Origin of the sequence: Salmonella sp. SJTUF14076 (genome assembly GCF_015534835.1) — a bacterium.
GTDB lineage: Bacteria > Pseudomonadota > Gammaproteobacteria > Enterobacterales > Enterobacteriaceae > Salmonella > Salmonella enterica.
Window position 1 is genome coordinate 2664686 of sequence record NZ_CP064674.1, and the last position, 25868, is coordinate 2690553.

Genomic DNA, 25868 nt, shown 5'->3' on the forward strand with positions numbered 1-25868 from the left:
AGTTTACATGAAACCTAACAAGGAAAAGAAAAAGTAGCCGAGCACGATAATAATGACCGGCAAAATATAGAGCGGGAAAAACTGTAAAAAGATGGTATGGTGCGGCACCACGATACGTGACTCTATCTGCTCACGCGTTAGCCCTTCCGCGCCTTTTGCTTTTTCCAGGATCAACTGATCTTCCACGCCTTCACGCAAAAAACGTGACTGGCGGCTCATTCTGGCGCCGGAATCCTGCATCGCCAGCCCGACAAAAATCAGAATAAAAATGAGCCAGAAACCGATATTCAGGCTTCCCTGAAAATTCGGCGTCGGCGAGTTGTACCAAAAAACATTCAGAAACGGCGTATTCACGCGCATCATGTCTATCATTACGTGGGTAAAATCCAGCATTACCGCATTTATCCCCTCCTGCTTTTCACTGTGCGCATACATAAATTTAAGGACTGAGATGAGCGTGGAAAGCAGTGCCGGAATAAAAATAACCCACCCTACAACTCTTTTTAGGATTGCAATGCGTCCAGCTTGTTGATACGTCATGAGTTCCCCTTGATAAAGACGCGTCGTTTTGGCCTAAGTCTACCTGTTGATTCCCGTTTTCGCCTGATCTTTAAGGGCGATATACTAAGAACATGGTCATAATGAACGCTTAATTCGTTATTTTTTAATCTCAACAGGAGAGGTTGTGATGTCAACCCCACGCCAAATTCTTGCTGCAATTTTCGATATGGATGGACTACTGATCGATTCCGAACCGCTCTGGGATCGCGCTGAACTGGACGTGATGGCAAGTTTAGGCGTAGATATTACTCGGCGCCATGAACTGCCAGACACGCTTGGGCTACGCATTGATATGGTTGTCGATCTCTGGTTTACGCAGCAACCGTGGAGCGGCCCCGATCGCCAGGAAGTGACAAACCGTGTTATTGCCCGCGCGATTACGCTTATCGAAGAGACGCGCCCTCTTTTACCGGGTGTGCGCGAGGCCGTGGCGCTGTGTAAAGCGCAGGGGCTATTAGTGGGGCTTGCCTCGGCATCGCCGCTGCATATGCTGGAAAAAGTGCTCACCATGTTTGAACTGCGCGACAGTTTTGACGCGCTGGCTTCTGCAGAAAAATTGCCCTACAGCAAACCGCACCCGCAGGTCTATCTGGATTGTGCGGCCAAACTAGGCGTTGATCCATTAACCTGCGTGGCGCTGGAGGATTCGGTGAATGGTTTAATCGCGGCAAAGGCGGCGCGAATGCGCGCCATTGTGGTGCCAGCAGAAGAAAACCAGCATGATCCGCGCTTTGCGCTGGCGAATGTCAAACTTAACTCACTGACAGAGCTGACGGCGGCGCATCTACTCGGTTAAGATGTTTCCGAAACAAAGTCAACGGGCAATTAGCCGCTGAGCCAGACGGCAAGCGGCTTTGACAGAGACAAAGAGTTACAACGTCACCACTTCCGCCTACTGTATAAAAACCCTATACTGTATGAATTGACAGTTTAATGGGTTTTATCATGACGGCGGAAGGACATCTTCTTTTTTCTATAGCCAGCGCGGTTTTCGCCAAGAATGCCGAGTTAACGCCCGTCCTTGCGCACGGCGACTGGTGGCATATTATTCCTTCGGCTATTTTGACCTGTCTGCTGCCGGATATCGACCACCCCAAATCTTTTCTTGGCCAGCGCCTGAAATGGGTATCGAAACCGATCGCCCGCGCGTTTGGTCACCGGGGGTTTACCCATAGTCTGCTGGCGGTCTTTGCCCTACTGGCGACCTTTTATCTCAAGGTACCGGATACGTGGATTATCCCGGCGGATGCGCTGCAAGGCATGGTACTTGGCTATTTAAGCCATATCGTCGCGGATATGCTCACCCCCGCAGGCGTTCCCTTACTATGGCCGTGCCGCTGGCGTTTCCGCCTGCCTATTCTGGCGCCGCGCAAAGGCAATCAACTGGAGCGATTTTTATGCATGGCGTTGTTTGCCTGGGCGGTGTGGATGCCGCAGTCCATGCCGGAAAACAACGTCATACGCTGGTCTTCGCAGATGATCACTATCCTGCAAATGCAGTTCAATCGTTTTATAAATCACCAGATTGATTAGTAAATCAACGCCAAAGTCATTTTTGGTATAAACCATTCCATTTGAATATAAGAGCCAGCTCACAGTTCTGCTAATCTTGCGCGAACAGAATCGCTAAAACACAGCGCTTCATAATAAAAAAATCAGGAGAACGGGGATGAATTTTCCATTAATCGCGAACATTGCGGTGTTCGTCATTCTGCTGTTTGTACTGGCGCAGGCCCGTCATAAACAGTGGAGTCTGGCTAAAAAAGTGCTTGTCGGCCTTGTGATGGGCGTGATCTTTGGTCTGGCCCTGCACACCATTTATGGCGCTGACAGTCAGGTGTTAAAAGACTCCATTCAGTGGTTCAATATTGTCGGCAACGGTTATGTGCAATTGCTACAAATGATTGTGATGCCGCTGGTATTCGCCTCTATTTTAAGCGCCGTGGCACGACTGCATAACGCCTCTCAATTGGGGAAAATCAGTTTTCTGACTATCGGCACGCTGCTGTTTACTACCCTTATCGCAGCGCTGGTGGGCGTGCTGGTCACCAATCTGTTCGGACTGACGGCGGAAGGTCTGGTTCAGGGCGGCGCGGAAACCGCGCGTCTGAATGCCATTGAGACGAGCTATGTCGGCAAAGTGGCCGATCTCAGCGTGCCGCAACTGGTGCTGTCTTTTGTACCGAAAAATCCGTTTGCTGATCTGACTGGCGCAAATCCTACGTCTATTATCAGCGTGGTGATTTTCGCCGCATTCCTGGGCGTGGCCGCGCTTAAACTGCTGAAAGATGATGCGCCAAAAGGCGAGCGTGTGCTTGTTGCTATCGATACCCTGCAAAGCTGGGTGATGAAGCTGGTGCGTCTGGTGATGCAACTTACGCCTTACGGCGTACTGGCGCTGATGACGAAAGTGGTTGCCGGCTCTAATCTGCAGGACATCATTAAGCTTGGAAGCTTCGTGGTAGCGTCATATCTTGGTCTGGCGATAATGTTTGTGGTTCACGGCATACTATTGGGCGTGAACGGGATTAGCCCGCTGAAATATTTCCGCAAGGTGTGGCCGGTGCTGACATTTGCCTTTACCAGCCGCTCCAGCGCCGCCTCCATTCCACTTAATGTCGAAGCGCAAACCCGCCGCCTGGGCGTGCCGGAGTCCATCGCCAGCTTTGCTGCCTCTTTTGGCGCGACCATCGGCCAAAACGGTTGTGCCGGTCTTTATCCTGCGATGTTGGCGGTAATGGTTGCGCCGACGGTCGGCATCAACCCCTTAGACCCCGTATGGATAGCCACGCTGGTGGGTATCGTTACTGTAAGTTCGGCGGGTGTTGCCGGCGTTGGCGGCGGCGCGACCTTCGCCGCGCTGATTGTGCTGCCTGCCATGGGCTTACCGGTCACGCTGGTCGCGCTGTTAATCTCCGTCGAACCGTTGATTGATATGGGCCGTACCGCGCTGAACGTGAGTGGCTCAATGACCGCTGGTACGCTGACCAGCCAGTGGCTGAAGCAGACCGATAAAACCATTCTCGATAGCGAAGAAGACGCCGAACTGGCGCATCGATAATACATTATCGGGCGTTCACATCGTCTGAGACACGACGATCAGCAACTCAAAATGTCTGTCACTAAAAACGCCGGTCTCCAGTACCGGCGTTTTGTTTTTTTCTTAGTCAGCGATTTCGTTTTCCTGGCGAACCTGATTCGCCCAACGCTGCGCCGATTCTGGCACGCTAAAGGCGGGCGACCGTTGAAATGACTCCCCCGTCAGAACAAAGGCAACATATTTACCGCGCAGTATCCAGACGTCGCGAAACGTATCCATTTTTATCGCATGTTCCGGCGGCGCGGGTTCAACACGCGGAATATAGCTAATAATCTGGCGATTTTGCTGGCGAAGAGGTTTCATCATTAATGCTTCACTAAAAGAGGCTAAGAGCCTATCCCATTAGGGCTATTTTACTTGCCATTTTGGTCCTGGGCAGTGCTCAAAATCCTCACGTACTACGTGTACGCTCCGGTTTTTGCGCGCTGTCCGTGTCCAAACTGGCTGCGCCAATAACGCCTACTGGGATAGGCTCTAAGGCTAAAAATCAGAAAAACACTATTTTAGCCGATCTTCGCCCCCGACGTCCTGTTCCGCGCGTGCGATTTCCCCGTTGTACCCTGTCTGCCGTTCCGCTCTCCCCCGGCATAATTGCTGAAATGTTCTATAGTTAGAGTGATTTTGACTACTACCACGCCCATTTCAGTGATGAAAGCAGGAGACGAGTTCAATGTCGCATAATGAAAAATCCCCCCATCAGTCCCCCGTGCATGATACCCGTGAATCACAGCCCGGCCTGGACTCCCTGGCACCGTCAGACGGTTCACATCGCCCCACGCCAGAACCGACGCCGCCGGGCGCGCAACCAACGGCCCCCGGCAGCTTAAAAGCGCCCGAGACCGCGAATGATAAGCTCACCGCCCTCGACGCCTTTCGTAAAGGCAGCGAAAATTATGCGCTGACCACCAATCAGGGCGTGCGCATCGCCGACGATCAAAATTCTCTTCGCGCCGGCAGCCGTGGCCCTACGCTGTTGGAAGATTTTATCCTGCGCGAGAAAATTACCCACTTTGACCATGAGCGTATCCCGGAGAGGATCGTTCACGCCCGCGGATCTGCAGCGCACGGCTATTTCCAGCCATATAAAGACCTGAGCGACATCACGAAAGCCGCGTTTCTGTGCGATCCACAGAAAATTACCCCGGTCTTTGTTCGCTTTTCGACAGTACAGGGCGGCGCGGGGTCTGCTGATACCGTACGTGATATCCGCGGTTTTGCGACCAAATTTTATACCGAAGAGGGAATTTTCGATCTCGTCGGTAATAACACGCCGATCTTTTTTATCCAGGATGCGCATAAGTTTCCGGATTTTGTGCACGCCGTTAAGCCCGAACCACATTGGGCTATTCCGCAAGGACAGAGCGCGCACGACACCTTCTGGGACTATGTTTCCTTACAGCCTGAGACGCTGCACAACGTCATGTGGGCAATGTCGGATCGCGGTATTCCACGCAGTTATCGGACGATGGAAGGGTTCGGCATTCACACCTTCCGTCTGATCAATGCACAAGGGAAAGCGACCTTTGTCCGGTTCCACTGGAAACCGTTGGCGGGTAAAGCCTCGCTGGTATGGGATGAGTCACAAAAACTGACCGGTCGCGATCCGGATTTTCACCGCCGGGATCTGTGGGAGGCCATCGAAGCGGGCGATTTCCCGGAATACGAGCTGGGCCTACAACTTATTGCCGAAGAGGATGAATTTAAATTCGATTTTGATCTACTCGATCCGACCAAACTGATTCCGGAAGAGTTGGTGCCAGTACAACGCGTCGGCAAAATGGTGTTAAACCGTAATCCGGATAACTTTTTCGCCGAAAACGAACAGGCGGCATTTCATCCAGGACATATCGTTCCCGGCATTGATTTTACCAACGATCCGCTTTTACAGGGGCGTCTGTTCTCTTATACCGACACGCAAATCAGCCGTCTGGGCGGGCCAAACTTCCACGAAATTCCGATTAACCGCCCTACCTGCCCCTACCATAACTTCCAGCGTGACGGTATGCACCGGATGGATATCGACACCAATCCGGCGAACTATGAACCGAACTCCATTAATGACAACTGGCCGCGCGAAACGCCGCCAGCGCCAAAACGCGGCGGCTTCGAATCATACCAGGAACGCGTGGATGGCAATAAAATCCGCGAACGCAGCCCTTCTTTTGGTGAATATTACTCGCATCCTCGCCTGTTCTGGCTCAGTCAGACGCCGATAGAGCAGCAGCATATTATTGACGCGTTCAGCTTTGAGCTGGGTAAAGTCGCCCGCGCGTATATTCGGGAGCGGGTGGTCGATCAGTTAGCGCATATTGATGTCACGCTGGCTCAGGGCGTCGCGCATAATCTCGGTTTTGCACTCACCCATGAGCAAACGCAAATTGCCCCGCCTCCTGATGTCAACGGTCTGAAAAAAGATCCGGCGCTCAGCCTGTATGCGGTGCCGGACGGCGATGTTAAAGGCCGAGTGGTCGCTATTCTGCTGAACGACAAGGTTAACGCCGCCGAACTGTTGACCATTTTGCAGGCTTTAAAAGCCAAAGGCGTCCACGCAAAACTGCTCTATTCACGGATGGGTGAAGTAACGGCTGATGACGGTTCAACATTAACTATTGCGGCAACCTTTGCCGGCGCGCCGTCGCTAACGGTCGATGCGGTAATAGTACCGTGCGGCAATATTGCCGATATCGAGAGTTGCGGCGATGCCCGCTACTACCTTCTGGAAGCCTACAAACATCTGAAGCCCATCGCACTGGCAGGCGACGCCCGACGGTTTAAGGCGCTTTTAAACATTGATAGCCAGGGGGAAGAAGGACTTGTTGAGGCCGATAACGTTGACCACCTCTTTATGGACACTCTGCTGACGCTGATGGCGGCACACCGTGTCTGGTCGCGTGCGGGGAAAATTAACGCGATTCCTGCATAAACAGCAAAAAATGCGGCGCATTCTTGCGCCGCAAACTCAGGAGCTAAATATCAAGAAAACTGCCAGGACGATATCCACGTTCCGCAATCGCTGCCTTGAGTGACGCAGACGTCAATACCTCCAGTTCAGTTAAGCGGGGGTAACAATAGGCGCTCTGGCGAATAATGTTGTCCACAAACGCCGGATGACACATCACCTCCAGAGAGGTTTCTCCTCGATGCGTCGAGGCATCCAGAATGCGTAAAAAGCACGCTTCGGTGATCTCCTCGCCGTAAAATTCACTGCTAAATCCTTGAGTGCTGCGCAAATCCGACGGCAGATCGTCGGCGTTCAACACCGTCTGGCGGTCAATACGTAACGCAATCCCGCGCTGCGCCGCAAAGCGGGCGACGATGGGGAAAATTTGCGGGAACATATGCACATGATGGTGACTGTCGAGATGCGTTGGCTCGCGGCCAAATACGTCGATGAAACGCTGATACTGACACGCCAGTTCATGCGCAATTTCATCCAGCGGAAGCGTATCCTCCTCCGCCATTTGCCAGATCCATTTCCCCAACAGGCCGTCTCGCGTCAGGCCCGGCATCTCTGACACCGGTTTGCCTAACGTCAAAACAAAATGCATTCCCACCCCAAGCGCAGGCAGCTCGCGGCTAAGCTGCGCCGCATGGTCAATAGCCTCGCCATTGACCAGCGCCGTCGTGGAGGTCACAACGCCGTTGCGATATGCTTCAACAATGCCGTAATTTTGCCCTTTACTCAGGCCAAAATCATCGGCATTCACAATCAACACGCGTTCCATAGTCTACCTCTGTCAGTGGTGCTTACCTTTAAGCGCTTCGATGCAAGCGGCAAAATTAGGCAGCCATTTTTCATGCGCCAGAATGAGCTCACGCGCCAGGACTTCTGCGTCGCGGTCGGAATGCACCAGCGGACTCAGGTTAAGCGCCAGCAGCACATCATTAAAGTTTCCGCTCAGCGCCGCATTGCTGGCCGCGACCTCAAATCCTTTAATAGTGTGGATAAGCCCCAGCACTTTTTCGTCAAAACGGGTGATACGCGGGTGCGGCGTCGCGCCATTGCGTCCCAGAATGCAGGTCATTTCCACCGCCCAGTCCGCCGGGATATTCTCGACATGCCCATGATGTGGAATATTAACGTAATGCTCAGTCTGCTTGTCATTATAAATAGCGTTAATGACTTCACAAGCGGCATCGGAATAATAAGCGCCGCCGCGTTGCTCAAGCTCTTTCGGCTTCACGTTTAGCTCAGGATTTTTGTACAAGTCGAAGAGTTGTTTCTCCACTTTTTGTACGACCTGAGCGCGCGCGCCGCCTTTGTAATATTCGCCCATTTCAATCGCCAGCATCTCTTTTTGCTTGAAGTAATACAACAAATAAGAGCACGGCAGCATGTTCAGCGAGCGAATCAATCCTTCACTAAACGGCAGATCAAAGATATTTTTTACGGTTGACGCTTTCAACTGACCGGACGCCACGCCATCCAGTAATTCTGCGAACCGTGAGGTGCCATTCACCAGCACATCTTTAATAAAGACCATATGGTTTAGACCAAACAGGTCAATGGAAAGATCGTCATTCTCATTCAGCGCCAGCACGTCATGAATAAACATTTTCATGCCGACAGGAATATTACATACGCCGATGAATTTTTTAAAGTTGGTATGACGATAAACCGCTTCCGTCACCATCCCCGCCGGGTTAGTAAAGTTAATGACCCACGCATTCGGACATAATTCTTCAACATCCTTAATGATGTCAAAAATAACCGGAATGGTACGCAACCCTTTAAATAAACCGCCAGCGCCGTTGGTTTCTTGCCCCAGATAGCCGTGGCTAAGCGGGATACGCTCGTCCAGTTCACGGGCTTTGAGTTGACCAACGCGTAGCTGGGTAGTAACAAAATTAGCGTCTTTCAGCGCTTCCCGGCGATCCAGCGTTTTATACAATTTTAGCGGAACGCCTGCTTTATCAATCATTCGCTGGCAGAGATCATAAATAATGCCCAGCTTCTCTTTCCCGTCTTCAACGTCAACCAGCCATAATTCGGTGACAGGTAATTCATGGTAGCGCTTAATAAAGCCTTCAAGTAATTCAGGGGTGTAGCTGCTCCCGCCACCAATAGTGACGACTTTTAATTTCTGGCTCATAATATCTCCCTTCAGTGTATGACACTGATATGTATTACGCTATGCCCGCTCGTAAGAAATAGCGTGACGTTCCCCGCGCTATTGGGGCAAGCGTGAAATGTAATTAATCGAGCAATGCAAACCGTTACTCATTAATTTCCGTCAATCGTTTCCGATAACTATTCGGCGTAAATGAGGTCATCTTCTTAAACGTTTTAATAAACAGACTTGGACTGCTATACCCGGCTTCATAAGCAATATCCGTAACCGAATAGTTGGTCATTTCCAACTGTTTCTTGGCAAAATTAATGCGAATCTCATTAATGATTTGCATCGGCGTTTTGCTGTAATAACGTCGGGTGGCGCGCGTCAGATACTCCTGGGATTTTGCCGACAGGCGCACCATATTCTCCAGCGCATGTTCGCCAAACTGCGTTTTATCATGCATTATCTCCACGGTTGCTTTCAGCCATTGTGGAATATCATCATAAACCTGCTCTTCGCGGTAATGACGTAAGCGGTTTATAATATAAAATGTCACCACTTCGATAAATTCGTCGAGCCCATTGCCGCGAAAATTCAACGACGCAATCACCGTTTCAATATAGGTAAGGAAGGTGCTATTCGCCCTATATACCTGCGATGCCACAAAACAAAACGGCAGTAACGGGTGATGCTGCCAACTTACTGATTTAGTGTATGATGGTGTTTTTGAGGTGCTCCAGTGGCTTCTGTTTCTATCAGCTGTCCCTCCTGTTCAGCTACTGACGGGGTGGTGCGTAACGGCAAAAGCACCGCCGGACATCAGCGCTATCTCTGCTCTCACTGCCGTAAAACATGGCAACTGCAGTTCACTTACACCGCTTCTCAACCCGGTACGCACCAGAAAATCATTGATATGGCCATGAATGGCGTTGGATGCCGGGCAACCGCCCGCATTATGGGCGTTGGCCTCAACACGATTTTCCGCCATTTAAAAAACTCAGGCCGCAGTCGGTAACCTCGCGCATACAGCCGGGCAGTGACGTCATCGTCTGCGCGGAAATGGACGAACAGTGGGGATACGTCGGGGCTAAATCGCGCCAGCGCTGGCTGTTTTACGCGTATGACAGGCTCCGGAAGACGGTTGTTGCGCACGTATTCGGTGAACGCACTATGGCGACGCTGGGGCGTCTTATGAGCCTGCTGTCACCCTTTGACGTGGTGATATGGATGACGGATGGCTGGCCGCTGTATGAATCCCGCCTGAAGGGAAAGCTGCACGTAATCAGCAAGCGATATACGCAGCGAATTGAGCGGCATAACCTGAATCTGAGGCAGCACCTGGCACGGCTGGGACGGAAGTCGCTGTCGTTCTCAAAATCGGTGGAGCTGCATGACAAAGTCATCGGGCATTATCTGAACATAAAACACTATCAATAAGTTGGAGTCATTACCGCAGTAACGGAAGATAATGCTGTTCAAAAAAACGTTTACTAATTCCTACGTTCAGAATACGCGTTGCGCCAAACTCATAGAAACTTTGGTGATTCGACCCCACCGGGATAAAAACAAAATCTCCACGTTCCAGCAGCACACGCTTCCCGTTAATCTCCTGGTAATAACGTCCGGTCAATACCAGGGTAAATTCATAATAGTCGTGCTGATGCAGCCCGGTGACGCTTTCCGTCTTGTTATAGATAAACACATGGAAATTTTTGCCATTGAAGAGCTGCTGCTCATAAACCGTTTTGATTTCCGTTGCGTTAACCTGTAGCTGCATCATCCGCCCCCTGTTATTTCAGTTTCTCATGGAGCTCAATCAACTCGGCGATCAGTTCACGAGCCAGCATTGATGTCATCAAATGATCCTGAGCGTGAACCAGGACCAGACTGACTTTCATTTTGCCTTCGCCCTGATCGCCTTCGATGAGTTTTGTCTGCACAAGATGCGCTTCATTGAGCGCTATGCGCGACTGGTCCATCATCGCTTTCGCCGCCTCAAAATCGCCTTCTTTCGCTTTTCTGAGCGCGCCATATGCCAGGCTACGCGCCTGACCAGAATTGATGATAAGCCCCATAACGACTTCTTCGAGTTCCTCAGCCGCTGTCTGGTTATCTACAACATTTTCAAGATCAAACATAGTCTTTCCTCTGATTCAGCCCGGCATGGCATCCCATGCCGGCGCGGAGTTTAGAATTTCAGTGCGTTAGCGATATCTTCTCCGCTTTCTTCCTGCTCGATGGCGTTCTGCGCTTTGTTAGCCACCACCACGAAGGGGAGATAAATCAGGGTAGCGACCGCCAGGTTAAATAGCGCAACCAGCAACGCGGCGACACTGCCGTTGGTGTTAAAGAACGCTCCCAACCCGGTTGGCATGGTCCACGGCGCAATATTGGTAATCGGCGGAATAATACCCAAATAGTAAGCCACCAGCGTAATCGCCGCCAGAATCGGCTGAACCAGAATGAAGGGGATAAACATCACCGGGTTCATAATAATCGGCAGGCCAAACAGGATGGGTTCGTTAATCTGGAAGATACCTGACGGCAGCGCCAGTTTTGCCACCTGGCGATAGTCCGCGCGACGGGATGCCAGGAAGATAGCGATGATCAGACCCAGCGTTGCGCCGCTACCACCGAGGAAGATATAAGAATCCAGCATCGGTTTCGCCCAGATATGGAACGTTTTACCGGCTTCCAGTGCCGCATCGACGGAGCCATACTGCTGGTAAATAGAGATGTTTTCCAGCGCCCAGGGCGTCATGATGCCGCTATCCAGCGCGGTCAGCGCCAGCGAACCATGAATACCAAAGAACCACAGCAGCGGTACAAAAATGACATATGCCCACCCTACCACGCTACCCAGCGATGCCAGCGGCGTAGAGATAGTGTCCATAATAATCTGATGGAAGTTAGAACCGTAATTAGACAGCGCCCAGGCAATAATCCCCATAATAGAGAGAATAATAAAGCCGGGAATTAATGCTGAGAATGAACGAGACACCGAAGCCGGTACGCTGTCCGGTAGCTTAATCACCCAGTTGCGCCGGACAATAAATGTAAACATCTCCGCGACCACCAGGCCAATAATAATACCGGAGATAATATTTGCACCACCCAGCCAGTTAGCGCCTACGGCATAGGCCTCGCCGACACTATACGGCGTTACGGTCATAAATGCCGCCACGGAAAGCAATCCTGCGGCCAGCGCATCAACCTTGCGCTCTTCCGCCAGCGCCATGCCGATAAAAAATGGCGCCATGAGCGACATAATGCCCAATGTGCCGTTATAGACGTTCCCGCCGATGCCTTTCAATCCATTAAGTGTTTCAATGGTTGAGGCATCAAGCCGAATGCCCATGGAATAAAAAAACGACCCCTCCCCAAAGCTCAGGAAAACGTTATTAATTAATACAAACATCGCCCCCGCAAGGGTTAATGGCATTAAACGAATAAAGCCGTTCTTGATTGCATTAACGTGTGGCTGCTTTCCTATTTTTACAGCAAAAGGAAGGAGTACCTTTTCAAGTGAAGCAATAACGTTACTCATAGAAAAATACCCTTAAATACCGCAATAAAATATTGCGGTTAGTGTATGAAATAACTCTTTGACGGGAAAAATTAAAAAATAATTAATTCGCGGCGGCTTTTTTAATTGCCGCTACCGCAGCTTTAAGCACGCCTAAGCCATCTACCTTGCCGTACAACATTGAATCAATGACTTCTACCGGTTTACCGGGTAATAAACGCTGAATTTCGGGGAGCATATAAGCAATTTGCGGGCCTAATAACACGACGTCCGCTGCCGGGCCTTTTTCACCGGCCAGGGTTTCAGGGAATGCTTCAATAATAACCGGCACTTCATATTTTTCAGCCTGAGCGCGCATTTTTGATACCAGTAACGATGTTGACATGCCCGCAGAACAAAACAGATAAATGTGTTTCTTTTCCATAAAAACCTTCCTCATGTGCGATTATCTGTCAACCAGATACGCCGCAAGCCTCAACCTGCATCCATACTCTGGGCGACTTGCGTAACCGGATTTACTTTTTTAGGTGGCTGAAATGAGTATACGGGATCGGACCGCCGGATGGTATTTCCTTGACCCACTAAATTGTCTCTCATTGACCTGGCGTTATGACTCCCCTCACATTTCGGGCAAATAATTCGCGATAATAAATAAGGTTATGGCAGGCACAAAAAAACCGGCTCGCAGGCCGGTTTCCTTGAATGTTCAGGCAATGTACAGTTGTTACTGCTTCGGCGCCTGTGGGTCAGTGTCGTACTCCGCACAGGTCTGATAGCCGGAGTTAATCACGTGCCCGGTATCATCCAGCGCAACAAAGTAGGTTTCCGCTTTACCATCACGTTGACCCAGGATGTAGGTCTGACAAGTACCGCGCGCATGAATCATGCTCACTTCAGATGACGGTTTGCCCGCAATCTGCGCAACCTGCGCCCTGCTCATTCCTTTTTTAACATCTTTAACGACAGGCTCAACAAATTGGTCTTTTGTACGATCATACGCCGTACAGCCTGCCAGCATAGTCATTACCGCCGCTGCGCTTAAAATTCCTGCTACGTTCTTGTTCATTTTCCGTCCTCTTGTTTATCAGCGTGTTATGTAAGCCTGGAATACATCAGAATATTTTTCAAGCCGCGACCCGCCACAAAAAGTCTTTCGGAAAATTCTCTAACGCAGCGACATGTTGTTTTAAACACCGCTTAGCCCGCCAAACCTTGTTGTTTCAGCGGCGAAGGGTTAGCTTTAACAGGGTAAAGATTCATTTTTTTAATGTCGAAGGGGGTTAAATGACTCTGCAGCAAGAGATAATCCAGGCGCTTGGCGCGAAACCGCATATCAACCCTGAAGAAGAAATTCGCCGCAGCGTGGATTTTCTTAAAGCGTACCTGAAAACCTATCCCTTTTTGAAATCGCTGGTGTTAGGCATCAGCGGCGGGCAGGATTCGACGCTGGCCGGGAGACTCAGCCAGATGGCTATCGCCGAATTGCGGGAAGAGACCGGTGATAATGCGCTGCAGTTTATCGCCGTTCGTCTGCCTTATGGCGTGCAGGCCGATGAACAGGATTGCCAGGACGCCATTGCTTTTATTCAGCCGGACAGAGTACTCACCGTCAATATTAAAGGCGCCGTCCTCGCCAGCGAACAGGCGCTGCGCGAAGCGGGAATTGAGCTGAGCGATTTTGTTCGCGGCAATGAAAAAGCGCGTGAGCGAATGAAAGCGCAATATAGCATCGCCGGTATGACTCACGGCGTCGTGGTGGGCACCGACCATGCGGCGGAAGCGATAACCGGGTTCTTCACCAAATATGGCGACGGCGGTACCGATATTAACCCGCTTCATCGCCTTAACAAACGCCAGGGCAAACAGCTTCTCGCAGCGCTGGGCTGTCCTGAGCATCTGTATAAAAAAGTCCCCACTGCCGATTTGGAAGACGACCGCCCTTCACTGCCTGATGAAGCCGCGCTGGGCGTAACGTATGACAATATTGACGATTACCTGGAAGGCAAAACGCTGGACCCCGCCATCGCTAAAACTATCGAAGGCTGGTATGTAAAAACTGAACATAAGCGCCGTTTACCGATTACGGTATTCGACGACTTTTGGAAAAGGTAAGCGTACTTCTACTGTTGTGCCGGATATCGCTCGTCTATCCGGCCTCCTCTCTTTCCAGCCTCTTTTTTAATCACCCATCCGCTGTTATACTGGATGAATAACCAGTTAACGGAGATCACTGTGGTACGGCGTCAATCAGCCCCCCGCCTTGAGTTTGAAGCGGCGGCCATTTACGAATATCCAGAACATTTACGTCCTTTCCTCAGCGAAGCGCCAGCCTTACCAGGCGTCTATATATTTCATAGCGAAAGCGATACGCTGCCGCTTTATATCGGTAAAAGCGTGAATATTCGCAGCCGGGTGCTTTCACATCTGCGAACGCCTGACGAGGCCACTATGCTGCGACAGGCGCGGCGGATAAGCTGGATCTGCACCGCTGGGGAAATGGGCGCGTTGCTGCTGGAGGCACGGCTGATCAAAGAACAACAGCCGCTGTTTAACAAGCGGTTACGTCGTAATCGCCAGCTTTGCTCGCTACAGTTGAGCGAACAAAAGATTGAGGTCGTTTCCGCCCGCAGCGTCGATTTTTCCCATGAGCCGAACCTGTTTGGGCTCTTCGCCAACCGTCGGGCGGCGCTGCAAAGCTTACAGAACCTCGCCGATGAACAAAAATTGTGTTATGGCCTGCTGGGGCTTGAACCGGTAAGCCGTGGGCGCGCCTGTTTTCGTTTCGCTCTGAAGCGCTGTGCTGGCGCGTGCTGTGGGCAAGAAACCCCGCAGGCGCATTTTCTTCGTCTGCAGGCCTCGCTGGAACGGTTACGTGTGGTTTGCTGGCCCTGGAAAGGCGCTATCGCGTTAAAAGAGAGCCGCCCACAAATGACCCAGTTCCACATTATCAACAACTGGTTATGGCTGGGGGCGGTCCCCTCGCTGGATGAGGCCGCCACCCTGGTGCGCACCCCTGCGGGCTTTGATCAGGATGGCTATAAAATTCTCTGTAAGCCACTAATGTCAGGTCAATATGAGATCATTGAACTGCACACCGACTGTCGCCAGTCATAAAGAAAACCGCCGATCCTGTCCACCTCAACGATTGTGTTGTCGACAAGACCGGCGGTCTTAAATTATGCGGAAAGTTATTCTGCCGCAGCAGGCATTTTACCTTCTTGCGCCGGGCGTTCTGTCAGACGCTTCTCAAAATTAGCGTTATATTGCTTTTTCTGCTCCGGCGTCAGAACGTTATAAATTTTATTCTGGGTTTCCATATGCGCCAGCATATTGGCCTTGCGCTGCGCTTCCATTTTCGTAATTTGCGCTTCGGCTTTGGCTTTATCGAAGGTATCGCTGGCGATAATATCATGCATGGCGCGACGCTCTTCCAGCGGCGGACGTTTCATTTGCTCGCGCTGCGCTTTCATAATGTCGCGAATTTGTTGCTTCTGTGCGTCCGTCAGGTTCAGGTTTTTAAACATCATATCGTGATGTGGGCCAAATTTACCTTTATGCTGCATCATTGGCTTCGCATCCGCTGGCGCGGCGGTGGTAGTCTCAGCGGCATGAGCGAGATTCGCAGCACCCATCGCCAGGGTAGAGGCAACAAATAGAGCAGTCAGTTTACGCATATTTCCATCCTTCCTTTCAGTTATTTTTACGGCATATTTAAAACAGCGCCGTGTTGTCGTGATTAACTTTAACCGTCTTAGCGTCAATTAGTCATAACAACGGTAAAACAATGAAAGTATAAAAAACACTTTTTCGCCAATTGTGAAGAAAAAAAGAATAAATTGCGCAGAGTTGAAAGAGAAATATACAACAGCATGATATAGCAGAAATTATGCAGAACTATAACGCAGCAACGCTTATTAATAAAGCAATTCTCCAGGAATAATCCGTAATAGCATGAAAATGTGTCCCAAATCATCCCTGTAATCCTAACGTGAGCTTACAGGGACGTTTATCAGGGCAGTCTTTCCAGCATTAATCCAGCCCGCAATCCGCAGGCGACAGAGGGATTAGGAAAGAGAACATATTCAACGTCATGCGTCACCGTCACACGCTTATCCCCCTCCTCGGCCAGCAACGTTCCCTTCGCAAAGGCAGTAAAATTCAGCGTTTGCGCATCCATATAAAGCGCGAACTTGTCGCTGTGACGCGTGATTTGCGACACCACCCGATAGCGTAGCGGCGGCGAAGACGAGGTTGACGTTTCGATACCGCTCAGCAGCACCGACAACGCCTGCGAGGTTACGCTGAACTGCGTCAGATCGTTTTGCCCAAACGGCAACGCCTTTCCCAACTCCAGAGTACAGGAAAGCGCGCCGAAATGTTCAGAGCTAAAGTGCGTAAACGTACCGCCTGGCGCCTGATGAAATACCAACGCCTCCAGTCCTGCCGCGCCCAGCCACGCCAGAAAATCCGCCTCCCACGGGCGGTCGCGCTGCGGCAATACGCCAAAACGCAAATGATGCGAGCCACGAATGGCGGTATGCAGATCCAGATGCCAGCGTACCCGCGCCTGGCCAGATGAAAAGAAGGTATCCAGACTTAGCTCCAGCTCACGCGCCCGCCGCGTTTCATCGCTTTCGGCAAAGGACTGCCAACGCCCGCCAAACATACGGTTCATATCGCTGTGACAATAGCGTATTCCCGCCGCCAGCGCCTGCGGATTGCCGAGTACCACCAGCACTCGCCACGTTAACGTCAAGCTGCCTGAATACAGCGCCGACAGCAGCTTATCCAGCATCTCGACCGGCGCGGTTTCATTGCCGTGTATCCCCGCAGAAAGAATTAACGCGCGGTCGACCGGCGCATCGGGCGTGAGTTCAAGCAGACCATGGCCTAACCAGCGCCAGCGAAAACCCGCGCCCTTCCCCTGCCTCACCCGTGGTGTCGTGCCGCTTAGCGTCAACGCCAGAAAGTTATCCATCAGCCGCCCCCGTTTGCTGGAAAGGATAAACCGACCCCAAATCCAGCAGACGCGTTAACACATCCAGCGCCTCCCGGCCTTCTCGCAATAATAACGGATCGGCCAGATCGGCGGCGGTCAGGCGATCGCGATAATAACGATCCGCCCACGCGTTAAGGGCCGTAAACAGAGCGTCATTCATCATTACCGCTGGATTCACCGCCCGTCGTTCTTCTTCTGTTAACACCACGCGTAATCGCAGACAGGCCGGCCCGCCGCCGTTAGCCATACTTTCTCGCAAATCAAACACCTGCATCGCGCTGATGGGGTTATCCTCCGCCACCAGCTTATTCAGATAGCGCCAGACGCCGACATGATCCTGACATTCCCGCGGCAACACTAGCAGCATTGAGCCGTCGTCACGGCTTAACAACTGACTATTAAACAGGTAGGTCGCCACAGCATCTGATACAGAAACCTCTCCGGCGGGCACCTCTATCGCCATAAAACCGTCAACGCGCGTACGCAACTGATTAATGAGCACTTTCTGCCGGGCAAACGCCGCTTCGTGACAAAACAATACCTGTCGATTCGAAACGGCGATAACATCATTATGGAATACGCCTTGATCGATGACCTCCGGGTTCTGCTGAGCGAAGATAACCTGTTGCGGATTCACCTGATTAAGACGCGCCACGGCCTCGCTGGCTTCGCGGCTCTGGCGCGCCGGATAACGAGCGGGTCGTATTTCATTCTCCTCTTCGCGCCCATAGACAAAAAGCTGCACGCCTGCCGAACCATACTCGCCGCCAAGACGGTTATGATTCGCCGCGCCTTCATCTCCCAATAATGCGACCTGCGGTAACGCGCTATGCACTGAAAACTGGTTTTCATCGCGAAATATGGCGCGTAGCAGCGCTTCGGTCACAGGCGCCTCAAGAGCGCGATGAAATTTATTGTTTAAATTCGCCACCGTCAGGTGGACTTTCCCGTCCAGCGCGTCTGCCGATGGGCAAACCGTCGCCGCATTCGCAACCCACATTGGCGACGCGGAACTCACGCTGGAAAGCCAGCATGGCGCCTGACGCGCAACCTTATCCAGAATCTGCTCATCGCTACCCGTGAAGCCGAGCTGACGCAACGCCGGAATAAAAGGTCGCTCATGCGGCGGGATCACCGCCTGGGGAAAGCCGGCATCCGCCAGAGCTTTCATCTTTAGCAGCCCCTGTTTTACCGCCAGACGAGGATTCGACACCTGAAAACGGTGGCGGGTCGATGCCTCATTGCCGAAGGATAGCCCGGCATAATGGTGCGTAAGCCCCACCAGCCCGTCAAAATTAACTTCATGCGCCGTCATACCGCCTCCCTGCGAGAAAAGTCGAGGCCGGGGCTTAATGTCGCAGGCAACGTTAGTTCGGGAGATTCCAGACTGGCCATCGGCCAGGCGCAATAATCGGCGGCATACCAGGCGCTGGGCCGATGGTTGCCAGACGCGCCGACACCACCAAACGGCGCAGTACTCGCTGCCCCGGTGAGCGGTTTATTCCAGTTAACGATCCCTGCCCGCGCCTCCAGCAAGAGCTGTTCGAACTGCGCGCGATCCGTCGACACCAGCCCACACGACAGACCAAAACGGGTATTATTCGCCAGACGAATCGCCTCATCGAAATGCGCATAACGCCAGACGTTCAGCAGCGGACCAAACACCTCTTCATCCGGCACATCCGCGACGCCCGTCAGCTCAATGATGCCAGGCGTCAGCAGAGAGGTTCCCTCTTTGACCTTCCGCGGCGCCAGTAGCGTGCGACCGCCTAATGCCTCTCGTTGACGCCAGGCCTCCATCACATGCTGTGCCGCCTGCGCTGAAATCAGTCCGCCGATAAACGGCTGCGGATCGTCGTCCCATCTGCCGGGCTGCAGACGTCCGGCGACGTCAACCAGCCGCGCCAGAAATGCATCTCCCTGCGCACCCTGTTTTACCAGAAGGCGTCGCGCGCAGGTACAGCGCTGTCCGGCGGTAATAAACGCCGATTGCAGCGTCAGATGTACCGCCGCATCTATATTTGCCACATCCTCAATAATGAGCGGGTTGTTTCCGCCCATTTCAAGAGCCAGGATTTTTTCCGGCTGGCCGGATAGCTGGCGATGAAGCTGATATCCGGTACTGGCGCTGCCGGTAAACAGCAGTCCGTCGAGATCGTCGAGCGAACTTAGCGCTTGTCCGGTCTCCCGGCCGCCCTGCACCAGATTAAGAACGCCTGCCGGTAGCCCCGCCCGTTCCCAGAGTTTTATTACCGTTTCCCCGGTCCATGGCGTTAGCTCGCTAGGTTTGAAGATCAGCGTATTGCCTGCCAGCAACGCGGGCACAATATGGCCATTCGGTAAATGGCCGGGAAAGTTATAAGGGCCGAATACCGCCAGCACACCGTGAGGACGATGGCGCAACGTCGCGGCGCCATCGACAAGTTCGCTTTTTTGTGCGCCTGTTCTGGCGTGGTAAGCCTTAATCGAGATGGCAATCTTATTGATCATCGCCGTCACTTCCGTCGCCGCCTCCCAGCGCGGTTTACCGGTTTCACGTGCGATGACCTCCGTGAGCTCGGCTTTATGCGCCTCCAGCAGGGCGGCAAATTTCTCTACGATAGCCTGTCGTGCCGTAAAAGGCTGTCTGGCCCAACGAGGAAACGCCGCACGCGCCGCCTGACAGGCCTCGGCGACCTGTGCCGCATTAGCGTCATTCCCCTGCCAAAGTATCTCCGCGCTCACCGGGTTCGTTTTGCGGCGGCGTTCGCCCTGACCGGTTATCCAGTCGCCGTTTATCCATAGCGTCATACGGTTTTCTCCTCAGCGCAAAGGCGTACCAGCCGAACGTGGTCGCCCGCGCGACATTTCAGCGCATCCAACTGCGCGGCGGTAAGTACAAGTCGTGAAGTCTGTGGATCGGCACGCACCAGCGCGGCCCGAAAGTGGTGATAGTTTTCATTGGCGACCAGACATGCCGGATAGTCGCCAGGCGCGGGTTGCCCTTCCGCGACTTCCACCAGTCGGCTTTTACGAATGGCCCGCACGCGGTCAATATCACACTCCAGCGTCGGCCCACCGTCGAAGATGTCGATATAGTGGCGATAGCGAAAACCTTCCTTTTCCAGCACCGCGCGGGCTGGCGCCGTTTGCGGGTGGACTTCGCCAATCACGGCCTGTGCCTCTTCAGATAAGAAGTGGGTATAAATAGGATGTTTGGGCATCAGCTCGGCGATAAACGCTTTTTGCCCGGTACCGCATAAAAAATCCGCCCGGCTGAAATCCATAGAAAAAAAGCGTTTGCCGAGACTTTGCCAGAAGGGAGAATAACCGTGCTCGTCAATGACGCCGCGCATTTCCGCCACCACTTTCTCATTGAATTTATCGCGAAACGCGGCCATAAACATAAAGCGCGATTTTGACAACAGGTAGCCGTTACCCTCTTTACGCCATTCGGGATCGAGAAACAGCGTGCAAAGCTCACTGCTGCCAGTGTGATCATTACTCAGGAATAATGTTGGCAACGCGTTATATACATTCAGCTCTTTGGAGGCATGAACCAGCGTACCGACACGATAGTTATACCAGGGGTCGTTAAGGCCGACCGAGACCTCAATGGCGCAGATCCCGCCGACCTCACCCGTTTCACTGTCCTCGAGAACGAATACATACCCTTGTTCGCCTTTTGGCAGCTCGCCGGACCAGGTTTTTAGCGCGCGTTCAATGCGGGCCGCCAGCGTCGCTTCATTTGCCGGTAGCGAGGTTAAGCCGCCGCCCGTTTTGCCTGCAAGCTGCATCAGCGCGGCGATATCCGCATGTTCGACAGGACGAATCACCCGCATGATGCGCCTCCCGTCTGAAGGCGTTCGCACGCCATGGCAAAACGATCAAGCCCGGTGGCTATCTCCTCGTCGCTCACATTTAACGCTGGCGCAAAACGCACCACGTCGCCGCCGGCAATGAGCACCATCACGCCTGCTTTTGCCGCTTCCTGGGCGATGAGTTTGGCTTTTCCGGCAAACTCCGTCTGTAGCACACAGCCAAGCAGTAGCCCCAGCCCGCGAATTTCACTGAACATGCCAAAACGCACATTAAGGGTATTTAGACGTTCAATAAACGCATCGTGGCGCTGTCTGACGCCGTTTTGCATCTCCGGCGTATTGATGATATCCAGTACTTTTCCGGCAACTGCCGTCGCCAGCGGATTACCGCCGTAGGTGGTGCCATGCGTGCCTGGCGTCATGACGCTGGCATAGTCTTGCGTGGTCAGCATCGCGCCGATCGGGAAGCCGCCACCCAACGCTTTAGCAGTCGTCAGGATATCGGGCGTAACGCCATAATGCATATATGCATACAGTTCGCCGGTACGTCCGACGCCCGTCTGCACCTCATCAAAAATCAGTAACGCCTGATGCCGGTCGCACAATTCACGCAGCCCCTGCAAAAAAGCTTTCGTGGCGGGGATCACGCCGCCCTCGCCCTGCACCGGTTCTACGATCACGGCGCAGGTATTGTCATCAATGAGCGCGCTGGCGGAGTTTAGATCGTTATAGGCTGCATGACGAATATCCGGCGGCAGCGGCGCAAAGTCCTGTGAATAGGTCGGTTGACCGCCAGCGCTGACGGTAAAGAGCGTGCGACCATGGAACGCGTTTTTAAAGGCCACAATGCCGCTTTTATGGTTGCCGACACGATCGTGGGCATATTTGCGCGCCAGTTTTAATGCAGCTTCATTTGCTTCAGCGCCTGAATTACAAAAGAAAACGCGTTCGGCGAAGGTCGCGTCGATCAGTTTTTTCGCCAGTCGCAGCGCCGGTTCATTGGTGTAACCGTTCCCGGTATGCCAGAAGCGATTCGCCTGTTCATTTAACGCCTCGCGCAGCGCCGGATGCGCATGTCCCAATGCGTTGACCGCAATCCCGCCAGCAAAATCAATGTACTCTTTCCCCTGCTGATCCCACAGGCGTGAGCCTTCTCCGCGTACAGGAATAAAAGGCGCGGGAACATATACCGGCACCATCCATTCATCAAAGTTTTCGCGCGTAACTGACAGAGACATAGCGACCTCTTTTGGTAAAAATAAAGTTATTTATATGTTAATTAATATGAGTGTTTGCGCTGTAAATGTAGATTGCAGCATTCGTGCCAGCCAGCGTTAACATTGCATAAACAGAAGTGATAAACGGTAAATCAATGGGTTACAGCGTAGCGATATTCACTTTTACTGCATAAAAAGTGAATATTACCGCATAATTGGTAGCTAAAAAGAGGAAAAAGCGAAATATTATTCAGTTGCCAAATATAATTCTGGAATTGTGATCTTATACGAAATTTACTGGAAATTACCGCCCCGTTCTGGTGCATCTGCACGCAAACCGTGCCATTTTCGCGCTATAGAAAACACCATACGCTTCCATTGGCCGAATCTGACGATGAGTGGCAGTCACCCGGTAAAATTTCTGTTACCATCCCAACACGATTCACCTTGCAAAGTGGCAGTGACTATGAAATTTGTCTCTTTTAATATCAACGGCCTGCGCGCCCGTCCCCATCAGCTTGAAGCGATTGTCGAAAAACACCAGCCCGATGTGATCGGTCTACAGGAGACAAAAGTCCACGACGAAATGTTCCCGCTCGAAGAGGTCGCGAAGCTGGGCTATAACGTTTTCTATCATGGACAAAAGGGCCATTACGGCGTCGCGCTGCTAACAAAAGCCACGCCCATTTCCGTCAGACGCGGTTTCCCGGATGATGGCGAAGAGGCGCAACGCCGCATTATCATGGCGGAAATCCCCTCACCGCTGGGTAATATCACCGTCATTAACGGCTATTTCCCGCAGGGGGAAAGCCGGGATCATCCGTTGAAGTTCCCCGCGAAAGCGCAATTTTACCAGAACTTGCAAAACTATCTTGAAACGGAACTCAAGTGTGATAATCCGGTATTAATTATGGGCGACATGAATATCAGCCCGACCGATCTGGATATTGGCATCGGCGAAGAGAACCGCAAACGCTGGCTGCGTACCGGTAAATGCTCCTTCCTGCCGGAGGAGCGTGAATGGATGTCGCGGTTACTGAAGTGGGGATTAGTGGACACGTTCCGTCAGGCGAATCCGCAAACGATGGATAAATTTTCGTGGTTTGATTACCGCTCAAAAGGTTTCGTGGATAATCGCGGACTGCGTATCGACCTCTTGCTGGCAAGCGCTCCGCTGGCGGAACGTTGCGCAGAAACCGGTATAGACTACGACATTCGCAGTATGGAAAAACCCTCCGACCATGCGCCGGTCTGGGCGACGTTTCGTGTTTGATTCCGCTTTCTGATTAACCGTAAGGCCGGGATAGCGCGACGCTTCCCGGCAGGAATAACGACCTTAACGACAATGATAAAAAAACTCGATGTTGTTGCCGCCATCATTGAACGCGACGGCAAAATTCTGCTGGCCCAGCGCCCAGCTCATGCGGATCAAGCCGGTTTATGGGAGTTTGCCGGCGGTAAAGTCGAACCCGGCGAAACCCAGCCGCAGGCGCTTATCCGCGAGCTACGCGAAGAGTTAGGGATTGACGCCACGCCCGGCGTCTATATCGCCAGCCATCAACGCGACGTGTCTGGCCGACGGATTCATTTGCACGCCTGGCATGTGCCTGCGTTTAACGGTCTGATACGTGCGCTGGAACATCAGGCCTTAGCCTGGTGTACGCCGGAAGAGGCGCTGGAGTACCCCCTCGCCCCGGCGGATATTCCGCTATTGCATGCGTTTATGGCTTTACGCGACGCCAGACTAACGGATTTGTGCTGATGGTTTTTTCGTCACGCTGGCACTGGAGCACGACGCCTTCCACTTTTATTACCGCGCCTTCGGAGTAATTCTGATCCTGGTAAACGCAGCACTGAATGCAGGGCTGGGATGACTGACCGCGCGTGCTGAAAACTTCCGGCGGGACATTCACCTGAATATCAGGACGACTGTTCTGGTTTGCCAGCCCGACCATTGGCATTATCGCCATCACGGCGACCACGAGGCTTCGGCGCATAGGATTTCCTTATTTTTCTAAGTATATTCTCAGTATAACGGTAAGCCGCCGTGAAAACTTTAATCCTCTTTTGTCATCGCTTTTAGTTATGACCCTCGCCCCGTTATGAATTTACTTAGCAGCGTCATTTTTTTCTTGCTTACCGTCACATTGCTGATGGTATAGTCGAAAACTGCAAATACATATTCTGATAAAACGCAAATATAACCACATTAATATATAAGAGGTTTTTATATCTATGGATCAGACATGTTCTCTGGAATCGTTCCTCAACCATGTACAAAAGCGCGACCCGCATCAAACCGAGTTCGCGCAAGCCGTCCGTGAAGTCATGACCACCCTGTGGCCGTTTCTTGAACAAAACCCCCGTTACCGCCACATGTCTTTACTGGAACGTTTGGTTGAACCAGAGCGCGTAATCCAGTTTCGCGTAGTGTGGCTGGACGACAAAAACCAGGTGCAGGTAAATCGCGCCTGGCGCGTGCAGTTCAACTCTGCTATCGGCCCCTATAAAGGCGGTATGCGCTTCCATCCTTCGGTAAACCTTTCCATCCTTAAGTTCCTCGGCTTTGAGCAAACCTTTAAAAATGCCCTCACCACGTTGCCGATGGGCGGCGGTAAAGGCGGCAGCGATTTCGATCCGAAAGGGAAAAGCGAAGGCGAAGTGATGCGTTTCTGCCAGGCGCTGATGACTGAACTGTATCGCCATTTAGGGCCGGATACCGACGTGCCTGCCGGGGATATCGGCGTGGGCGGGCGCGAAGTGGGCTTTATGGCGGGAATGATGCGCAAGCTTTCCAATAACAGCGCCTGCGTCTTCACCGGCAAAGGGCTTTCCTTCGGCGGCAGCCTGATTCGTCCGGAGGCGACGGGCTATGGCCTGGTCTACTTCACCGAAGCGATGCTTAAACGTCATGGTCTCGGTTTTGAAGGGATGCGCGTCGCCGTGTCCGGCTCCGGCAACGTAGCGCAATACGCCATTGAGAAAGCGATGGCCTTTGGCGCGCGCGTGGTTACCGCGTCGGATTCGAGCGGGACGGTGGTCGATGAAAGTGGCTTCACGCCAGAGAAGCTGGCGCGGCTGTGTGAAATTAAAGCCAGCCGTGACGGTCGCGTCGCTGACTACGCCCGTGAGTTTGGCTTAACCTATCTGGAAGGCCAGCAGCCCTGGAGCGTACCGGTGGATATCGCCCTGCCATGCGCGACGCAGAACGAACTGGACGTTGACGCCGCGCGCGTACTGATTGCCAATGGCGTAAAAGCCGTGGCGGAAGGGGCAAATATGCCAACCACGATTGAAGCGACCGATCTCTTCCTTGAGGCGGGCGTACTGTTTGCGCCGGGTAAAGCCGCCAACGCGGGCGGCGTGGCGACATCAGGGCTGGAAATGGCGCAGAACGCCGCGCGGTTGAGCTGGAAAGCCGAGAAAGTGGACGCCCGTCTGCATCACATTATGCTGGATATCCACCACGCCTGTGTCGAGTACGGCGGCGATAATAAGCATACCAACTACGTTCAGGGCGCCAACATCGCCGGTTTCGTGAAAGTCGCCGACGCCATGCTGGCGCAGGGCGTCATTTAATCCCGTCGTCAGGCCAGATGGCTTTGCGC

25 protein-coding genes and 2 pseudogenes are annotated in these 25868 nt (G+C 52.5%); 10 read left to right on the top strand and 17 right to left on the bottom strand.

What is annotated here, in order from left to right:
- Positions 1-3 precede the first annotated feature (3 nt).
- Positions 4-540, bottom strand: coding sequence for a YniB family protein (locus HU143_RS13005; RefSeq protein WP_000222158.1), 537 nt, complete (start codon positions 538-540; stop codon positions 4-6).
- 148 nt (positions 541-688) lie between these two features.
- On the opposite strand from HU143_RS13005, the gene hxpB reads away from it, so the two are divergent.
- The 3 genes from hxpB to tcyP all read left to right on the top strand — a co-directional run bounded on the left by hxpB (position 689) and on the right by tcyP (position 3622).
- On the top strand, positions 689-1357 hold the full coding sequence (hxpB, locus tag HU143_RS13010; RefSeq protein ID WP_023226931.1) for a hexitol phosphatase HxpB: 669 nt from the start codon (positions 689-691) through the stop codon (positions 1355-1357).
- A 137-nt stretch (positions 1358-1494) separates the two neighbouring features.
- Positions 1495-2094 carry a metal-dependent hydrolase gene (locus HU143_RS13015; protein WP_000505804.1) on the top strand — a complete coding sequence of 200 codons (600 nt, stop codon included), beginning with the start codon at positions 1495-1497 and terminating at the stop codon, positions 2092-2094.
- 136 nt (positions 2095-2230) lie between these two features.
- Complete coding sequence (gene tcyP, locus HU143_RS13020) at positions 2231-3622, top strand: cystine/sulfocysteine:cation symporter (RefSeq protein WP_001010654.1); 1392 nt, start codon at positions 2231-2233, stop codon at positions 3620-3622.
- 102 nt (positions 3623-3724) lie between these two features.
- Here tcyP and cedA read toward each other — a convergent pair whose 3' ends face one another.
- The gene (gene cedA, locus HU143_RS13025; RefSeq protein ID WP_000977510.1) at positions 3725-3967 is read right to left on the bottom strand and encodes a cell division activator CedA; all 243 of its coding nucleotides are present in this window, start codon (positions 3965-3967) and stop codon (positions 3725-3727) included.
- Positions 3968-4331: 364 nt separating this feature from the next.
- On the opposite strand from cedA, the gene katE reads away from it, so the two are divergent.
- Complete coding sequence (gene katE / locus HU143_RS13030; protein ID WP_023226930.1) at positions 4332-6584, top strand: catalase HPII; 2253 nt, start codon at positions 4332-4334, stop codon at positions 6582-6584.
- Positions 6585-6627: 43 nt separating this feature from the next.
- Here katE and chbG read toward each other — a convergent pair whose 3' ends face one another.
- The 3 genes and pseudogenes from chbG to chbR form a co-directional block, all read right to left on the bottom strand.
- Positions 6628-7386 carry a chitin disaccharide deacetylase gene (gene chbG / locus HU143_RS13035; RefSeq protein WP_000442735.1) on the bottom strand — a complete coding sequence of 253 codons (759 nt, stop codon included), beginning with the start codon at positions 7384-7386 and terminating at the stop codon, positions 6628-6630.
- Positions 7387-7398: 12 nt separating this feature from the next.
- Positions 7399-8754 (bottom strand): 6-phospho-beta-glucosidase, encoded by a 1356-nt coding sequence (locus HU143_RS13040; RefSeq protein ID WP_000078778.1) that lies wholly within the window; start codon positions 8752-8754, stop codon positions 7399-7401.
- A 124-nt stretch (positions 8755-8878) separates the two neighbouring features.
- Positions 8879-9412, bottom strand: a pseudogene (gene chbR / locus HU143_RS13045) (transcriptional regulator ChbR); the annotation flags it as partial.
- A gap of 45 nt (positions 9413-9457) precedes the next feature.
- Between chbR and HU143_RS13050 the strand changes: the two are divergent.
- Positions 9458-10155 (top strand): IS1-like element IS1B family transposase gene (locus tag HU143_RS13050; RefSeq protein ID WP_095033700.1). Its coding sequence is split into 2 segments (ribosomal slippage): positions 9458-9707 and positions 9707-10155, totalling 699 coding nucleotides; the frame shifts between segments, so codons are not numbered across the junction.
- 16 nt (positions 10156-10171) lie between these two features.
- Here the strand turns inward: HU143_RS13050 and HU143_RS13055 are convergent.
- The 5 genes and pseudogenes from HU143_RS13055 to osmE form a co-directional block, all read right to left on the bottom strand.
- A pseudogene (locus tag HU143_RS13055) lies at positions 10172-10498 on the bottom strand (cupin domain-containing protein); the annotation flags it as partial.
- A gap of 10 nt (positions 10499-10508) precedes the next feature.
- On the bottom strand, positions 10509-10856 hold the full coding sequence (chbA, locus tag HU143_RS13060) for a PTS N,N'-diacetylchitobiose transporter subunit IIA (RefSeq protein ID WP_000459883.1): 348 nt from the start codon (positions 10854-10856) through the stop codon (positions 10509-10511).
- Positions 10857-10906: 50 nt separating this feature from the next.
- Positions 10907-12265, bottom strand: a complete 1359-nt coding sequence (gene chbC / locus HU143_RS13065) for a PTS N,N'-diacetylchitobiose transporter subunit IIC (RefSeq protein ID WP_064441690.1) — start codon at positions 12263-12265, stop codon at positions 10907-10909.
- A gap of 82 nt (positions 12266-12347) precedes the next feature.
- Entirely contained in the window at positions 12348-12668 is a 321-nt protein-coding gene (chbB, locus tag HU143_RS13070; RefSeq protein WP_000412161.1) for a PTS N,N'-diacetylchitobiose transporter subunit IIB, read from the bottom strand.
- A 300-nt stretch (positions 12669-12968) separates the two neighbouring features.
- Positions 12969-13310: an osmotically-inducible lipoprotein OsmE gene (osmE, locus tag HU143_RS13075; protein ID WP_001039301.1), complete on the bottom strand. Its 342-nt coding sequence runs from the start codon at positions 13308-13310 to the stop codon at positions 12969-12971.
- A 218-nt stretch (positions 13311-13528) separates the two neighbouring features.
- On the opposite strand from osmE, the gene nadE reads away from it, so the two are divergent.
- Positions 13529-14356, top strand: coding sequence for an ammonia-dependent NAD(+) synthetase (nadE, locus tag HU143_RS13080; RefSeq protein ID WP_023226929.1), 828 nt, complete (start codon positions 13529-13531; stop codon positions 14354-14356).
- 120 nt (positions 14357-14476) lie between these two features.
- Positions 14477-15358 (top strand): excinuclease Cho, encoded by an 882-nt coding sequence (gene cho, locus HU143_RS13085; RefSeq protein WP_001526281.1) that lies wholly within the window; start codon positions 14477-14479, stop codon positions 15356-15358.
- A 74-nt stretch (positions 15359-15432) separates the two neighbouring features.
- Here cho and spy read toward each other — a convergent pair whose 3' ends face one another.
- The 6 genes from spy to HU143_RS13115 form a co-directional block, all read right to left on the bottom strand.
- Positions 15433-15918 carry an ATP-independent periplasmic protein-refolding chaperone Spy gene (spy, locus tag HU143_RS13090; RefSeq protein ID WP_001229001.1) on the bottom strand — a complete coding sequence of 162 codons (486 nt, stop codon included), beginning with the start codon at positions 15916-15918 and terminating at the stop codon, positions 15433-15435.
- A 335-nt stretch (positions 15919-16253) separates the two neighbouring features.
- Positions 16254-17222, bottom strand: a complete 969-nt coding sequence (gene astE, locus HU143_RS13095; RefSeq protein ID WP_023226928.1) for a succinylglutamate desuccinylase — start codon at positions 17220-17222, stop codon at positions 16254-16256.
- The gene (gene astB, locus HU143_RS13100) at positions 17215-18558 is read right to left on the bottom strand and encodes an N-succinylarginine dihydrolase (RefSeq protein WP_023226927.1); all 1344 of its coding nucleotides are present in this window, start codon (positions 18556-18558) and stop codon (positions 17215-17217) included. Before astB ends, astE begins: the two co-directional genes overlap by 8 nt.
- On the bottom strand, positions 18555-20033 hold the full coding sequence (gene astD, locus HU143_RS13105) for a succinylglutamate-semialdehyde dehydrogenase (RefSeq protein WP_023226926.1): 1479 nt from the start codon (positions 20031-20033) through the stop codon (positions 18555-18557). Before astD ends, astB begins: the two co-directional genes overlap by 4 nt.
- Positions 20030-21064, bottom strand: coding sequence for an arginine N-succinyltransferase (gene astA / locus HU143_RS13110; protein WP_023233852.1), 1035 nt, complete (start codon positions 21062-21064; stop codon positions 20030-20032). Before astA ends, astD begins: the two co-directional genes overlap by 4 nt.
- Positions 21055-22281, bottom strand: a complete 1227-nt coding sequence (locus HU143_RS13115) for an aspartate aminotransferase family protein (RefSeq protein WP_023226924.1) — start codon at positions 22279-22281, stop codon at positions 21055-21057. Before HU143_RS13115 ends, astA begins: the two co-directional genes overlap by 10 nt.
- 445 nt (positions 22282-22726) lie before the next feature.
- Here HU143_RS13115 and xthA point away from each other — a divergent pair, with 445 nt between their 5' ends.
- The gene (gene xthA / locus HU143_RS13120; protein WP_000673954.1) at positions 22727-23533 is read left to right on the top strand and encodes an exodeoxyribonuclease III; all 807 of its coding nucleotides are present in this window, start codon (positions 22727-22729) and stop codon (positions 23531-23533) included.
- A gap of 72 nt (positions 23534-23605) precedes the next feature.
- The gene (locus tag HU143_RS13125) at positions 23606-24022 is read left to right on the top strand and encodes a pyrimidine (deoxy)nucleoside triphosphate diphosphatase (protein ID WP_023226923.1); all 417 of its coding nucleotides are present in this window, start codon (positions 23606-23608) and stop codon (positions 24020-24022) included.
- Here the strand turns inward: HU143_RS13125 and HU143_RS13130 are convergent.
- Positions 23982-24257 (bottom strand): YnjH family protein, encoded by a 276-nt coding sequence (locus HU143_RS13130; protein ID WP_001254683.1) that lies wholly within the window; start codon positions 24255-24257, stop codon positions 23982-23984. The genes HU143_RS13125 and HU143_RS13130 overlap by 41 nt on opposite strands.
- Before the next feature lie 238 nt (positions 24258-24495).
- Here HU143_RS13130 and gdhA point away from each other — a divergent pair, with 238 nt between their 5' ends.
- Positions 24496-25839: an NADP-specific glutamate dehydrogenase gene (gene gdhA, locus HU143_RS13135; RefSeq protein WP_000372865.1), complete on the top strand. Its 1344-nt coding sequence runs from the start codon at positions 24496-24498 to the stop codon at positions 25837-25839.
- The last annotated feature ends 29 nt before the right edge of the window (positions 25840-25868 follow it).